Source organism: Heliomicrobium gestii (assembly GCF_009877435.1).
Lineage (GTDB): Bacteria > Bacillota > Desulfitobacteriia > Heliobacteriales > Heliobacteriaceae > Heliomicrobium > Heliomicrobium gestii.
Genome location: NZ_WXEX01000022.1, coordinates 1 through 15,659 on the forward strand (window position 1 = coordinate 1; position 15,659 = coordinate 15,659).

The following is a 15,659-nucleotide window of genomic DNA, read 5'->3' on the forward strand; positions in this document are numbered from 1 at the left end:
TTTTTTCTTGCCCGTTTACCGGGCGAAGCTTATGATATCACGGTCGATCGCAATTGTCAACAGGACTTTTTAGGAAAATCACCGTTATTGCTTTGTTTTTAGCAAGCACCGTTTGTCTTGCCACCCGTGACACAAAAAGTATCTTACCACCAATGTGGCGACAATGCAACCAGAAATTTCAGGAAGAATTGCCGTTCTCGCTTTGCTCATCATCGAAGATGAGGAAGATGAGCTTGGCAGGGGAGACAGGACTTGAACCCGCAGCCTACGGTTTTGGAGACCGCCGCTCTACCGATTGAGCTACTCCCCTATATCATGGTGCGCCCGGCAAGAATCGAACTTGCGCACCTGGTTCCGGAGACCAGTGCTCTATCCACTGAGCTACGGGCGCTTCATTTCGTGCGTCGGCACGTTTACCAGAACAGGATTGCATCTTACCACGCCCAAGGCCAAATGTCAAACGGGAAAATCATTCCGTAATTTCCACCCGGTTCCCGTCCGGGTCGAGGACGCAACTCTCATAATAGCCATCGCCGGTTACCCGCGGCTCACTGATCACCCGGTAGCCGTCGCTCCGCAGTCGTTCCGTCAATTGATCTACCGTTGACCGCGCTCCCGTCGCGAAGGCGACATGGGCCAAACCGGCGATAGGCGGCCCCGCGGCTTCACCCACCGACCCCAGTTCGGGCACGCCCATGAGTTCAAGCGTTGCGCCTGCGTCGAAGGAAAGGAAATAGGATTCAAACTGTTTCCTTTCATTGCGATACTTCGCGCCCGCCGTTCCCCCAAAGTATAGACAGTAGAAATCCCGCATTTCTTCGAGCTTGTTCGTCCATATCGCCACATGATGGATCTTCATCGGAACACCCCATTTTCGCTCTCCTCCCGGCTTTCCGTTACCGGCCCAGTTGCCGCACCTCGACTCGTTCCATCAAATTAGCCACATCGTCGACGCAGCAGCCGCCCGTTTCGGCGGTCAGGGCCGAAGCAGTGGATACGGCGACGGCAAAGCGGACCATCGCCTCCGCGGCGTACCCACGGCTCATCACCAGGGCAAAAGCGGCAACCATCGCGTCGCCACAGCCGACCGTGTTGACCGGCTCGATCGCCGGCGGTTTGGCCCAGAGCACGGTGGCGCTGCCGGCCCGGCTGCCTTTGCTGTCACGCAGACGGGGGCCCCACCCCAGCACGACCCCTTCACTGCCCAGGGAGATGGCCGCATTCTCCGGCCCCAGGGCCAGCAATTCCCGGACCGCCCTTGCCGCCTCGCCGGCATCGCGGATCCGGTGGCCCAACAGTTGACCCACCTCGTCCCGGTTCGGCTTGATCAGCGTGGGGGCCGCCTCCATGCCTTTTGCCAGGGGCTCCCCGCTCGTATCAAGAATGACCTTTTTCCCGGCCCCCTTCGCCAAGGCGATCAGCCGCGTATAAATATCCCGGTCGATCCCTTGGGGCAGGCTGCCGGACAAGGTGACGACAGTGCAGCGTTCGAGCGCCGCTTGGAACCGCGCCAACAAGCGTTCCGTATCGGCGGGTGAGACGGACGGTCCCGGTTCGAGGACCTCTGTCTGTACCCCTGTCGCCTCATCGATGATATTGATGCAGGTCCGGCTCTCCCCATCCAATCGGACGAAATCGTGAGCGACCTGCTGCTCGTCCAATTTGGTTTCGATGAACCGTCCGGCAAAGCCGCCGGCGAAGCCGGTCGCCAGCACCGGCTCGCCGAGGGCGTGGATGACGCGGGCCACATTGAGTCCCTTGCCGCCCGCCGTCGCAATCACTTTTTTGACGCGCTTGACATCGCCCACCTGAAAACGCTCCACCCGGTAGGTCTTGTCGATGGCTGCATTTAATGTAACGGTGAGGATCAAGAGGGCATCACTCCGCCATTTTTTTCTTAAAGAGGTTGATCACATCGACGGGCGTCGGATCGACGCCTCGGCAGATGGGCGCGTAGAGGCTGATAAAGTCGCCCAGGTAGACGAGTGAAAACATCCGCGCGAGGCGCCCTTGCCCTTCCGCATGCAGTTCTGTCACCTTGCCCATGCGATCCCGGAGGATATCCCGGGAGATGTCCTTGCGCTTCGCCAGCTTTTCCGAATCGGCTTCCCGATCCCGCAACATCAGCAGGTAGAAGCGAGACAGAAGCTCTTGCGGCATATCCCAACCAACGGCCTCGTCGTGATGGAGATTGGGGATGACGTTGTAAAAGGCCATGAGCTTGCTGTTTTCCCCAAACTGGTTTTTGATCCGCCAGGCGACGGCATCATAGTAGTCCAGGGAGCCATAGACGAGGGGGATGTATCCCTGAAGGTCGATGGCGATCTGTTTCGCCAGGTTGTCGCCGATCGGACAGTCTGCCCCGTAGCGCTGTTTCAAGGCGGCGAAACAGTCGATCACCCCTTCAATGTCTGCCCTTTTATCCTCAATGATGCCCAGTTTTCCCAGAATCACCAGCAGCGGGATAAAGATGTAGCCCAAATCGCGGCGCGGGTGGCCGATATCGGGCGGCACGATCAGGTACGGAACGCCGTCGCGCCGGCACCGGTCGGCCAGCTTGCCGCCGGCGGTGACGGCGACACAGAAGGCGCCTCGTTCGACGGCCTGATCGTAGGCGCTCAGGATCTCTTCTGTATTGCCCGAATGGGAGATGACGAAGACGAGGGTGTTGGCGTCCACATAGGCCGGCACATGATAACCTTGGTTGATTGCCAGGGGCAGGGGAAGCTCGTCGAAGAGATAGGAACGAAGCAGGCCGCCGCTCACCGAGGAACCGCCGCCAGTTCCCAGCATAAGGATCTCATGAAAGGCCCGGCCCGGGTTGTCCAGCCCAAAGGCCTGCGCCAGGGCGAGCCCTTCGGCAAACTGTTCCGCATAGTGTTCCGTCGTCACCAGCGACCCCATCGAGTCGAGTTCCCGGATCTTCTGAACATCATTCAGGTCGATCATCCATCTCTCTCCTTAAGAAAGTATCTTATTAAGAAAGTGTCTTACGCTCTTCCGCGACGTGTAAGGGGCGCCTTTCCCTCACCTGTCCGCCTTGCCGTTCGCGCCAGCCAAGCGGATCTTCACCCGCGCCAGGTCTTTTACGGAGCTGTGGGCCCTCTTCAGGTACTTCCGCGGGTCTGTCTCCTCCGGATGGGCCTCGAGGTAGGCCCGCAGTTCCGCCGCAAAGGCGATTTTCAGTTCCGTGGCGATGTTGATCTTGCAGATGCCCATGGCGATGGCCCGTCTGACCATCCCGTCGGGCAGGCCGGAACAGCCGTGCAGCACCAGCGGGATGGCCATCTGTTCGCGGATCTTGCCGAGCCGGTCAAAGTCGATCGTCGGTTCGCCCTTGTACATGCCATGGGCCGTCCCGATGGCGATGGCCAGGGAATCGATGCCGGTGCGTTCGGCATACTCGCGCGCCTTTTCGGGGTCGGTGAAGGCGGCTTCACTGTCGTTGACAGTCAAATCGTCTTCGACGCCGCCGATGCGGCCCAGTTCCGCCTCCACCTGCACGCCCCGCTCACGGGCGTAATCGACAACCGCCTTGACGAGGGCGATGTTTTCCTCAAAGGCCAGGTGGGAACCGTCGACCATCACCGACGAGTAGCCGCCATCGATGCACCGGTAGGCCAGGTCGGCGCTGTCGCCGTGATCGAGGTGCAGCGCGACCGGCAGCGGAAACGTCTCGGCGGCGGCCGTCGCCATGGCAACCAAGTACTTGATGCCGGCATGCTTGCAGGTGCCCGGCGTCGTCTGCAAAATCACCGGCGCCTGTTCCTCCCAGGCAGCTTTCATGACGGCGTCCAGCGTTTCCAGGTTATGTACATTGAAGGCGGCGATGGCGTACCCGCCGGCGGTCGCCTCTTCAAGCATCGCTTTTGATGAGATCAGCGGCAAGATGAATCCCCCTTTTTTATGCGCCTTTTGACGGTATCCTCCGATTCCCTTTTCCGCGGTGAGCGGTCGCGAACAGGGATCTGCCCGAAGGCGAACTGCTCGCCCCAGCGGGATGCCTCCGGGAATGACCCCAGGAATGACCGCGGGAATGACCCCGCGATGCCCCCGATGGCCTACTTGCACCCCAGGTGCTCCATCGCCAGCGCCGCCGCGCCGATCATGCCTGATCGATCGCCGAGCAGGGCCGGCCGGATCTCCACATTGGCCGCGATGTTTTGCATGGCCCGCTTTTGAATCACCTGCCGCAGGGGCGCAAACAGCTTTTCTCCCGCCAGGGAGACGCCGCCGCCGATGATCACCCGGGTGGGATTGATCAGGTTGATGTAGCTGGCGAGGCCGATGCCCAGGTATTCGGCCGTCTCCTCCATGATCCGCTGCGCCAGGCCGTCGCCGGCCTCTACCGCCTGCGATAGGACGGCCGCCGAGATCCGGGCGAGATCGCCTTCCACCATGGCCGTCATCTTCGTAAAGTGGCCAGCCTGGATATAGGCCCGAGTCCGCCGGGCGATGGCGGGCGCCGAGGCGTAGACCTCCAGGCAACCCCGGTTGCCGCAGTTGCAGGTCAATCCGTCCGGGTCGATGGTCATGTGGCCGATCTCGCCGGCGTTGTCGGTCGTCCCCCGGAACAGGCGGCCATCAATGATGATCCCGGATCCGACACCGGTCCCGACGGTGATGTAGATCAGGTTGGCGATCCCCTGGCCGGCGCCGAAGTGTCTCTCCCCCAGCGCAGCGACACGGACATCGTTGTCCATAAAAACAGGGCGGCCATATTCCCGCTTAAAGACGTCCAACACGGGGACATGATCCCAACCGAGGTTGCCGGCAAAGATGCTGGCGCCCTTTTGGAGGTCCACGAGGCCAGGGATGCCCAGTCCGATTCCCTCGACAACGCTCATCGGCACCGCGCCGGTGACCGCGTTGATCGAGGCTTTCATGGCGGCGAAGACATGGGCCGGACCTTTGTGGGCCTCTGTCATGCGCCTGTCTGTCTGAAACACCTCACCCCGTTCATTGATCAAGGCGGTGGCGATTTTAGTCCCGCCCAAATCCAAACCGATAAAGTACATCTGGCCCTTCGTCCCCTTCTTTCTTCTGCCTTATGCCCGTAATCACTCTGCCTCGCGTCGTCTTGGCCGGCGTTATCATTGGCTTCCTTTTGCCGAACCATTTGGGCTGGCGCTTTTTGTCCGGCTCGTTTTATCTGGTTTGAGCGGCTCCGCCCTGTCAGACATCACATGGAAATGTGGGCCTTCCCCCTACTTCTTGGTCAAGTACTTCCGGATATCAAAGGCGACGGCCACAACGATGATCAACCCCTTGATGATCAACTGCCAATAGGGGTTGATGCCGATGAAGGTGAGGCCGTAGTTGATGACGCCGAAGATCAGGACGCCGGCCAGGATGCCCGGCACGGTGCCGATGCCGCCTGTCGTCGATACGCCGCCAACGACGCAGGCGGCGATGGCGTCCAGTTCGTACATGTTGCCGTAGTTGTTGGTGGCGCCGCCGGTCCGGGCCGCCTCGAGCACCCCGGCGGTGCCGTAGAGGGCGCCGGCGATGGCATAGAGGAGGATCAGGTTGGCCGCCACATTGATCCCGGAGACGACGGCGGCGTTGACGTTGCCGCCGATGGCGTACATGTTTTTGCCGAGCCGCGTCTTATTGAAAACAACCCAGACGATCAGGGCGATCACCGCCGCAAAGATGACAATGTAGGGGATCGAGTAGGGACCGTCACCGATGGCGCCCGAGCCGAGATTGGTAAAATCCGGCCGTAGACCGCCGATGGGCTGCGATTCGTTGGGCTTCATGTCAAAGTAGATGGAGTTGACGCCGTAAACGATGACCATCGTGCCTAGCGTGGCGATGAAGGGCGGGACGCTCAACTTGGCCACGATCACCCCGTTGATCACACCGATGACGAGACCGGCCGCGATGGCGATGACGATGGGCAGCCACAGGGGCAGATCGGGCATGTCCGGGAAAAAGCGGCGCGAGTAGTCCGCCACCTGCAGCATGGAAGCCGACAACACAGCCGTCAGACCGACGACACGGCCGGTGGACAGATCCACGCCGCCGGTGATCAGCACAAAGGCGGCGCCCAAGGCGATGATCACCCGTGTCGACGACTGGAGCAGGATATCGCGGAACGTCGTCACCGACAAGAATCGAGGGTCGTAAACGGCGATGGACACAATCAGCAAGGCCAGCACGATGTAGATGGCGTACTGCAAAAAGAACTCCTGAATCTTCTTGGTCTCACTATTCATATCTCGTTCCCTCCTCAACGTGCCATCATTCGGCCCCTTGCCGGCTTGCCGCGCCGGCTGCCCGCTGCGTCGCCAGGCGCATGATCTCTTCCTCTGTGGCGCCGTTCCCCTCGAGGATGCCCGTCAAGCGGCCTTCGCACATGACCATGATCCGGTCCGACATGCCCAGCAGTTCGGGCATCTCCGAAGAGATCATGATGATGCTCTTGCCCTGCTTGGCCAGTTCGGCGATGATCGTGTAGATCTCAAACTTGGCGCCCACATCGATGCCCCGCGTCGGTTCATCGAGCAGGAGAATCTCCGGATCCGTCAGCAGCCAGCGGGCCAGGAGCACCTTCTGCTGGTTGCCGCCGGAGAGGTTTTTGATCAGCGTCATCATCGACGGCGTCTTCACCCGCAGCTTCTCGATGCTGGCCGCCGCATCGCTGCGCCGCTGTTTTTCATCGAGTAACAGGTAGGCGGTCTCATAGCGCGCCTGTTTGGCGATGACGGTGTTCTCCAACACCGGCAAGACGGGAAAGATCCCCGTCACCCGCCGCTCCTCCGTCAGCAGGGCGATCTTGTGCTTCTTGGCGTCGGCGGGCGACTTGATCCGCACCGGTTTCCCTTTGACGAAAAAGTTTCCCGACAAGGAGCGTAGACCAAAGAGCGCCTCCACCAGTTCTGTGCGCTGGGCGCCGACGAGCCCGCCGATGCCGAGGATCTCCCCTTTGCGCAAGGCAAAGGAGACATTTCTGAAAGACTTCGGCAGCGGCGATGTGAGGTTCTCCACGCGCAACACCTCGTCGCCGGGCACATTGCTCCGTTCGGGAAAGCGCTGGGTCAGGTCGCGGCCGACCATGCGGGCGATGATCATGTCGGTCGTCAGATCGGCTGCCGGCCAGGTTCCGATGCGGCGGCCATCGCGCATGATGGTGACCTCATCGGAGATCTCTAGGATCTCCTCCATCTTGTGGGAGATATAAATGATCGCCACTCCCCGGCTCTTCAGATCGCGAATGATGCGAAAGAGATGTTCCACCTCGTTGCCGGTGAGCGACGAGGTCGGCTCGTCCATGATGATGACCTTCGAGTGAAAAGACACGGCTTTGGCGATTTCTATCGACTGGATTTTGGAGACGGACAGGTGCTTGACCAGCGTGTCCGCCTTGATGTCCATGCCCAGTTCCCGGAAGAGGTCTTCCGTGTCCCGGCGCATCTTTTGTTCATCGACCAGCTTGAAGGGACCGAAGCCGGTCAAGGGAAACCGGCCAAGCCAGATGTTTTCCATGACACTCCGGTGGGGCACCGGGTGCAACTCCTGGTGGATCATGGAGATGCCCAGATCCAGGGCGTTTCGTGAGTTCCGGATCTCCACCGGCTTTCCGTCCAGCAGGATCTCGCCGGCATCCTGTTTGTAGATCCCGAACAAACACTTCATCAGCGTCGATTTGCCGGCGCCGTTCTCACCCATCAAGGCGTGGACAGTGCCGGCGCGCACCTTCAGCGTCACATCATCGAGGGCTTTGACGCCGGGAAAGCTTTTGGCGATATGGTTCATCTCGAGCAGGTATCCCGTTTCCGCCATGGGGCGCGCCTCCCTTTTTCGCGGAATGAGAAAAAGCAAGGGCGCAACGTAAGCCTACATTGCCCCCTTGCCTTCTCTGCCCTTCAGGGCTTATTTGGCGTCATTCATGTTTTCCTTGGTGATTTTTTTGTAGGGAACCCAGACGTATTTGCCATCGACGATTTCATAGCTGGTGTTGTCCTTGGTCGGCGTTTGGCCCTGGGCCAGCACGTTGGCGATGTTGAAGGTGGCTTTGCCCTGGTTGACGGCGTCGTTCAGGACAGTGCCGAGCAGGGTGCCTTCTTCCAGCGCTTTGAGGGCCGGGGCGGTGGCGTCGACGCCGACGACGGGCATGTACTTGCCGTCTTTGAAGTAGCCTTTCGCCTTCAGGGCTTCAATGGCGCCGAGGGCCATGTCGTCGTTGTTGGCGAAGACGGCTTCAATCTTGTCGCCGTTGGCGGCGAGGAAAGCGGCCATCTTTTCCTGGCCTTTGACGCGGTCCCACATGCCCGTGTCTTCGGCCAGTTTCTCCACCTTCATGCCGGCGTCTTCCACGGCTTTGACGGAGTACTTGGTGCGCAGTTCGGCGTCTTGGTGGCCCGGCTCGCCCTTCAGCATGACGTATTGGACGACGCCGTCCTTGTTTTTATCGGCTTCGGGGTGTTTCTTGAAGTAGTCGACAATCAACTGGCCGGAGATCGTGCCGGATTCTTCGGCTTTCGCTCCCACATAGTAGACCTTGTCCCACTTCTTCATGTCTTCCGGCAAGGGTTCGCGGTTGAAAAAGACAACGGGGGTGTTGGCCTTCTTCGCCTTGTCGATGAGCACACCGGCAGCGGTGCGGTCCACAGGGTTGATGGCGAGCGCGTTGGCCTTCTTGGTGATGAACAGATCCACTTTGTCATTCTGCGTCGGCTGCGAGTTCTGGCTGTCGACGATATCCACCTGAGCCTTGCCTTCGGCCGCCTTGGCGATGGCGTTGCGGACGCCGGTCATGAAGGTGTCGTCAAACTTGTAGATGGCGACGCCGATCATGGAATTGCCTTTGGCATCCTTCGAGGCCGCCGGCTGGGAACCGCCGGAACTGGAACAACCGGCCACTGATGCCATGGCTCCGAGGAGCAGGGTGGAGACGAGCAGCCCTTTCACGTACCCTTTCACATAACAACCCCCTACAGTAATTTGGTGTTTCCTATCATTACAACGTAGAAACGGCGGCTGGTTGCGAAAGGATCCTATGTACGTCTCCGCCGCTGCATCTCTACATTGTAATTGGCCGCATAAGCGCAATCGGGGTCGCGAACCGATAAAACAACGGAAATCTCAGGGAATCGCATTGTTTTTTTTTGCGAGATTGTTTTTGCGTTAATTATCACTATATTCTGTATGGTAGTACTAACGATGTTTTCTGTCAACGGGTATTTGTTCTTGTTGTTATAATTTCTTTTGTGTCGAACACATCCCCATGTTACGTTGTTTGCTGGTACGGGTAGTATGTTGGAAAATATTAGTATAGCATGAAAAAGAAAACCTGCCGACAATCATCTTGTCGACAGGCGGGAACATACGCAAGGTTTCTACGTGCTAATCCCCAAATTGAGGAAAGACACCTTGATAACAAATAATATACTTGATAACCGTATAGGGTTGCATTATGTTAACGTACTCACTAAGGCCAGTCGAATCAGTGGAACCGGAGACATTCAAGGAACTCGTGTTGACGACACCGCCGCTTAATGTTGCCGTCTTGCCTGCTGTTAGTGTTGAAAAGTACAGGCCACCAGCTTTTCCTGCACCCGTGCAGGGCCCCAGATAGGCGTTATTCGTGGGAACAGAGGATCCGATAGTGGAGTTGTCTGTCGAAGCGGTGATCTGCACGGTCGCAGACCCAGTGAATTTAACACCCGGTTGATTTCCCGCGTTAATGGTATGTGTATGGGGTGGAATATTGTTGGATGTCAATTGGATTTCTATATTTCCACTGGTCGTTCCTTGTACAAATGTTCCCCCACCCGGCATAGGAAGATACCCATCACCTACGGCCACGCGCCCGGATAGATTCGGCAGAGCGAAGTTGCTTGTCCCATTTCCGCCATATTTCGTTCCGATCACATTAAATAGATATGAATATTCGTTGGTTATTGGAAGCAAGCTCCCGTCACACACCAGCCATCCCTGCGGGACTTTGTAACCTGCCCAAGGAAGGATCATCCCTACATAAAACTCCATCCCCGCATCAACTTCCTTTCAATTCATTTTGCTCCAGTTGCCGAAGCCCCAGTTCCCCACCACCCTCCTCCTGTAAGGTAAATACAATTTCAATAATTCATATAATTTACTGTATGTCATACTATGTATATGGAAAATTATCTTTAAATTTAATATACATTGGTTTTGCGTTGTTTGTCAATCAGCAGTCTTTGCAATGCATCACCCACCATTTATTGTTATTTTATAAGTGCCAATGGTCGACCTCCTGCGTAAGCGCTCAATGAACGGGTGTATAGACAAAAAACCCCGGTACGATTATCAGTTCGTACCGGGGTTTATCATCTAACATCAATTATTTTACATTTCGGCAGTAGATCGGCAGCTTTTCCGAAGTGCAGTTCATACTCCCGTAGGGGGGATTGACTAACTGCAGTGTGCGGTTATTTCGTGACTGTCACTTTATACTGCGTACTGAGACTGGGATCGGTCTTTGACTGCACAACAATCAATATATCCGTACTGCTTCCTGTTAAAGTTACCTGGGGCGATGTTCCCCCACTGGGAACTAGATTACCGGCTACGGTTATTTTTACATCATTCGGGTACGCTGCAGTCGGTTTCACTGTTACACCAGTTGTCGTGTTGGAAACAACAGCCGTATAGAAAAGTACCGTTCCGCTAAATGTTGGAGGATTAAGGGTTACAGGATTTCTCCCCGCTTGGACTATAAGTGCTGTCAATTTGGTTGTATAGGCTTGCCTTGTGATGTTTACTGTGTATGTCTTTGTGGTCGTCCCATCCTGCGCCGTGACCACAACCTGCACCGGCGTAGCGACTCCTGTCGTCAAGGTGATCGCCGGGGAAGGGCTTCCGCTCGCTACCACCTGTCCATTGACCCTGATCGTTGCGTTCGGGTCTTCTGCCGTGGGTGTTACCGTAGCGCTGGCTACATCTGCTTCCACCGAAAGGTTGTACACGGGGCTCGGATCGGTAAAGGGGATCGGCAACGGCGCATTGTTTACGGCAAGGCTTACCAGGTTCGCATCGGAAGACGGTCTTGTAACGGTGATCGTGTACTGTTTTGTTGTCACGCCATCGGGAGCCGTCACATTGACGGTTATGCTGTTGCTTCCTGTATTCAGACTGATGGCCTGAGACACTGTTCCACTCGCGACAACCTGCCCATTCACCTTGATCGTTGCGGACGCATCTGCAGCTGTTGGCGTCACTGTTACAGTGGATACGCTTGATGCCACTGTATCGCTGTAGGAGGTGTTGGCAGAAGTAAAGCCAGGCGTGAGCGTGCCGCTGCTTATGGTAAGGTTAGACAAATCGGCATTTGCAGACACGGACTGTCTTGTGACAGTTATCGTGTATGTTTTCGTTGTCGATAGATCCGGAGATGTCACCGTTACTGTGATTGTATTCTGCCCAACATTAAGGCTAATGGGCTGGGACGCTGCTCCGCTCGCCACGGCCCGATTATTGACGGTAATGGTGGCGTCAGGGTCCTGAACCGTAGGGGTAACCGTAATGCTTGCCACACTATTGGCCACTGCAGCGCTGTAAGAAAGTTGGCTTGAGGAAAAAACAGGGCTCAATGTCCCGCTGCTGAGGGTAAGATTCGCCAAGTACGCGTTATTCGTAAGCGCATAGCCCATTGCGCTGAAGTTAAGTATCGAAGCAAGTTGGCTTACCGGCCTTGAATCCCCTTGGGCGATGTGAAGCCTTAATGCATTTGCTTTAACCGCTACGGTCCGACTAATTGTGTTGGCTGTATTCCCCATCACGGGATCTACATCGATCCATACAGGACTTGCTACGGAACTGGTGTTTACCTGGAGTTTGAAGTTACTTAAATTGCATGTCTGACTCCATCCCGCCTGGCCGATGCACGTAACGCCCCAATTGGTAACCTTGAACATACCGCCTAGATTCACCATCAACCAACCGCTCGAAGAGGCGACAAGCCACCTGCTGTAGGGCGCAGTAGAGCCATCAATCGCTCTGGCCGGTTCATAGGGCGTTACATAACCGCTTGCCGAGACGATCTTGCCTTGGGTGATATTCACAGGGTTCGGCAACTCGATTCCCCCCTCTCTAATACGGCCTTGGCGGCCAGATGCCTTGATAGGCTATGCAATACATGGTATGGGGGTCCGGTTCTGCCCCCGTCAAGTCGGGTACGGCAAACGTTTGCTGCTGCGCGTTGCCGCCATAGGTGTTGCCTATCAACGCAAAGAGCGCTTGGTATGGTTGCCAGTTATACACGGTGCCATCACACTTTAACCAACCCTGCGGGACAAATGAGGAGAATGCAAATAGCATGATTTCGCCTACAAATGGTTCATCCATTTTGGCGCCCCCCTTTCATTCAGATTAGGGTCGAATCGGATACGTGCCCGACGTCGCAATGTAATAGGCGCAGAATGGCGCCGACGGGTTTGCGGAAGGGAAAGGGATTGCATTTCTCAGATCCGGCAGGTTGAATGTGGTGGTGCCATTGCCGCCATAGGTATTGCTAATAAGAGAAAAGAGCGCTTGATTTTGTGCCACCTGAAGCTGCCTTCCATCGCATAATGTCCAGCCATCTGGAGCATAGTTGAATGCAAAAATCTGGATCTGTCCTAAAATAGGATCCATAAATTCATCCTCCTCATCATTTCTTTGCAAAAGTCGATTGGTGCACTTACATTGAAGTCAGGGAACTCTTCCGGAAGTTACAGGAGTCGTTAATATCAATCCGTTTTCCATCCCCCTCCCTTCTGCTCGTCTCCTCCTTCTTGTTCAAATTTTCAGACTATTTTCTCGTTCCCCCAAATCTACGATGCTTCAGCACAAAGGAAACACCGTTTCCAGTTCTCCGGCCTAAATGCGGTGGTTGTCGCCAGTCTGGGCAATGAGTATTAACTCATCGCCTCAGACCGGAGACAAACCGCGTAAGTTAAATCAATCCCGACTTCTTGAGCAGCATTCTGACGATTGTTGCCACTTCTGCCCTTGTGATGCTCTCTTTTGGCGCAACGCTACCCTTGTCCCTTCCTGACACCATTCCAATCTTGATACAAGCAGCCATGTCCTCTCTCGCCCACTCCGATGATTCTTTCCAGTCGTTGAACTGAGACAACTGCTTTTGCGCTTCTCCGTCGCCCAGTTCTACCTTCAATCGAGTCATCTTCATCGCCCTTGCCGTCATGGCCATGGCTTGTTCACGAGTGATTTTATCCATCGGCCGGAAAGTATTGTCTTCATACCCTGAAATGAGTTTGTATTCATGGGCTGTCTTAATGTAGTCTGTATACCATTGGTCAGCTTTCACATCACTGAAGGGATTGTTGCCGACTCCGGCTTTCAAGCCTAATGCTCTTACCATGATCGCCGAATATTCGGCACGGGTAATATCCCTGTCAGGCTCAAACATGTCATTCCCTACGCCACTGATGACCATTCTCGAACCCATGTCGTTCACTGCTTCCTTCGCCCAATGCTTAGAAACATCCTGGAATTCGAGCGGATGCCATATAACCGAGTAGGTGCTGTTGGTCAAGCTGTTGATAATCGCATAATACTTCCCGGCAATCTGCAAGACTTTCGTCGGCACATGGCGTACTGTTCCGTCTGGTTCGATCACAACACCGGTTGTAATCTTCTTCGGATCGACACCTTCGGGAATTGCCACAGTACGTTCAACATAAGCGTTGAACTTCGATACATCTACCGTTTTGCCTTCGTATGATGCATTGACCTTAAACTCTACCGGAGGCGCAACAATCGTAAATGTTCCTTTAATTGCCGCATTTTCAACCACTTTGACCGTTTGCGCTGTCGGCTCAGCAATTTGGATGTTTACCTTGATATCTTTCAAGGCAACCGCCGATCCGATTTGAGCCGAAACGGCGTCAATGTTGATTTGCTGCGCCGGGAGCGTGTATATCGCATTTTCTTTTTTAATCTCAAGAACGGCTTGCTGGGTTTCCATATTCTTTACCATTTGACCGTTCAGTTCACCAACAACTACATCCGCCTTTGTGCTGAACGGAATCGTAACGACAGCGCCTTGTCCTTCCGCCCTGAGTTTTTCCTCCAACTTTTTCTCATCAACAGCTACGGTGGTTACAGTTTGATTGTTTACGGTGGTTGCCGAAACTGAACCCGCATTCTCCTCTCTGCCGTTGACGAGAACACTCGCTCCTGTGCCGGATTGCGTTGTTGGGCTTGGTGCAGCGTTATTGCCGCCGCCGCCACCTGATGATGAAGACCTCGGTGTAATCGCGTTCGATTCAGTAGAGGATGCGCTGCGTCCGACTCCGTTAATCGCTTTTACGGTAAAGGTATAACTTGTTCCATTCGTTAACCCCGTCACGGTAATCGGGCTGGTTGCGCCTGTGACCACCACATTGCCTGGCGAAGCAATAACTTCGTATCCGGTGATCGGACTGCCGCCATTGTCCATTGGTGCCGTGAAGGTGATAATCGCTTGCCCACTTCCGGCGACAGCCGTCACATTCGTCGGCGCTCCTGCGACTGTCATCGGTGTTGCGCTTAATTCATTGGAAGCAACACTGTCTCCTCCCGGGTTCGTCGCTTTGATTATAAAATAGTACATCCTGCCATTGGTCAATCCTGTCGCATCATAACTGTAAACAGACTCAGCAACAGTAGCGGTTGCGGAACCATAGTTTCCAGAAGTCTCACTTTGGTACACTTTATAGCCTATTGAGCCGGGAACTTCTTGCCATGTAAGCATTGCATGAGCATCTCCGGCGATGGCTGACAACAATACCGGCGTATCTGGAGAGGGCACATGCGGTGTTGCATGCACTTCATTGGAGAAGGGACTTTCCAAGCTCCCCTTAAGCGTCTTTACAACAAAATAATACTGTGTGCCATTTGTCAGTCCGGTCACATCCGCGCTATACACCGATTGACTTACAGTAAGGACTTCGGCCCCATACGAGCCGGACGTCATGCTTTGGAAAACTTTATAGCCTGTTGCGCCGTAAACTTCATTCCACGTAAGGCGAACCATTGCATTTCCAGCAACTGTGTTGACGATGGTGGGGGCTGCCGGTCTCGAAGTGACTGTCAACGTTGCGGCATTCGATGTGACCGATTGGCCGCCGCTGGCAATCACTCGATACTGATAACCGTTCATGGCAGCCGTTGCGTTCGTGATTGTCAGCGTTGCCGTCGTTGCCCCGCTGTACGGCGCGCCATCAGTAATAACCGTAAATCCTGACCCACTGTTTACTTGCCACTGATACGTTGTCACTCCCGCTGCCGTCACCGCAAAGGCTGTATTGCCGCCTTCATCCACCGTCGTGTCACTTGGGTGGGTGCTGATTGATGCTTCCGGAAGCACTGTTACATCGATCGTTCCTGTCGATTCTGCAAAGCTGCTGTCCCCGTTGTAGGCGGCGGTAATCGTGTGAGAACCAATGCCTAACGACATTGAAGATAGGGATGCGCTGCCACCGGACAATGAAGCGGTTCCCATCAATATGTGCCCGTCAGAAAAACTGACCGTGCCCGTAGGTGTGCCTGCGCCCGAAGGGTTTGCCGCCACGGTTGCTGATAAGGTAACTTGTTGCCCAAATACCGATGGATTGGGCGAAGCTGTCACTGTTGTAGCGCTGTATGTCTTATTTACTGTTCCTGTGTACTGCTGCGTTGCGGTCAAG

At 55.5% G+C, this 15,659-nt stretch carries 13 protein-coding genes and 2 tRNA genes; all 15 read right to left on the minus strand.

Going from position 1 to position 15,659, the window contains the following annotated elements:
• Positions 1-234: 234 nt before the first annotated feature.
• A tRNA-Trp gene (locus GTO89_RS16425) sits at positions 235-310 on the minus strand.
• A 6-nt stretch (positions 311-316) separates the two neighbouring features.
• A tRNA-Arg gene (locus GTO89_RS16430) sits at positions 317-391 on the minus strand.
• A 78-nt stretch (positions 392-469) separates the two neighbouring features.
• A complete protein-coding gene (locus GTO89_RS16435) occupies positions 470-859 on the minus strand; it encodes a VOC family protein (RefSeq protein WP_161263183.1) in 390 nt (129 codons plus the stop codon).
• Between the two features lie 37 nt (positions 860-896).
• Positions 897-1,871, minus strand: coding sequence for a 1-phosphofructokinase (pfkB, locus tag GTO89_RS16440; RefSeq protein ID WP_161263184.1), 975 nt, complete (start codon positions 1,869-1,871; stop codon positions 897-899).
• A gap of 7 nt (positions 1,872-1,878) precedes the next feature.
• On the minus strand, positions 1,879-2,949 hold the full coding sequence (locus GTO89_RS16445) for a bifunctional phosphoglucose/phosphomannose isomerase (protein ID WP_161263185.1): 1,071 nt from the start codon (positions 2,947-2,949) through the stop codon (positions 1,879-1,881).
• A gap of 78 nt (positions 2,950-3,027) precedes the next feature.
• Positions 3,028-3,888 carry a class II fructose-bisphosphate aldolase gene (locus tag GTO89_RS16450; RefSeq protein ID WP_161263186.1) on the minus strand — a complete coding sequence of 287 codons (861 nt, stop codon included), beginning with the start codon at positions 3,886-3,888 and terminating at the stop codon, positions 3,028-3,030.
• 173 nt (positions 3,889-4,061) lie between these two features.
• On the minus strand, positions 4,062-5,018 hold the full coding sequence (locus GTO89_RS16455; RefSeq protein WP_161263187.1) for an ROK family protein: 957 nt from the start codon (positions 5,016-5,018) through the stop codon (positions 4,062-4,064).
• Between the two features lie 189 nt (positions 5,019-5,207).
• Positions 5,208-6,221: a galactose/methyl galactoside ABC transporter permease MglC gene (gene mglC / locus GTO89_RS16460; RefSeq protein WP_161263188.1), complete on the minus strand. Its 1,014-nt coding sequence runs from the start codon at positions 6,219-6,221 to the stop codon at positions 5,208-5,210.
• A gap of 25 nt (positions 6,222-6,246) precedes the next feature.
• Positions 6,247-7,788 (minus strand): sugar ABC transporter ATP-binding protein, encoded by a 1,542-nt coding sequence (locus GTO89_RS16465; protein WP_161263189.1) that lies wholly within the window; start codon positions 7,786-7,788, stop codon positions 6,247-6,249.
• Positions 7,789-7,878: 90 nt separating this feature from the next.
• Positions 7,879-8,928, minus strand: coding sequence for a galactose ABC transporter substrate-binding protein (locus GTO89_RS16470; protein WP_407929503.1), 1,050 nt, complete (start codon positions 8,926-8,928; stop codon positions 7,879-7,881).
• A gap of 423 nt (positions 8,929-9,351) precedes the next feature.
• On the minus strand, positions 9,352-9,996 hold the full coding sequence (locus GTO89_RS16475; RefSeq protein WP_161263190.1) for a phage tail protein: 645 nt from the start codon (positions 9,994-9,996) through the stop codon (positions 9,352-9,354).
• A 422-nt stretch (positions 9,997-10,418) separates the two neighbouring features.
• Positions 10,419-12,062, minus strand: a complete 1,644-nt coding sequence (locus GTO89_RS16480; RefSeq protein WP_161263191.1) for a cadherin-like beta sandwich domain-containing protein — start codon at positions 12,060-12,062, stop codon at positions 10,419-10,421.
• 16 nt (positions 12,063-12,078) lie between these two features.
• The gene (locus tag GTO89_RS16485) at positions 12,079-12,333 is read right to left on the minus strand and encodes a phage tail protein (protein WP_161263192.1); all 255 of its coding nucleotides are present in this window, start codon (positions 12,331-12,333) and stop codon (positions 12,079-12,081) included.
• 24 nt (positions 12,334-12,357) lie between these two features.
• Complete coding sequence (locus GTO89_RS16490) at positions 12,358-12,621, minus strand: phage tail protein (RefSeq protein ID WP_161263193.1); 264 nt, start codon at positions 12,619-12,621, stop codon at positions 12,358-12,360.
• Between the two features lie 301 nt (positions 12,622-12,922).
• On the minus strand, positions 12,923-15,659 hold a 2,737-nt coding region (locus GTO89_RS16495; RefSeq protein WP_207708939.1), incomplete at its 5' end, for an S-layer homology domain-containing protein.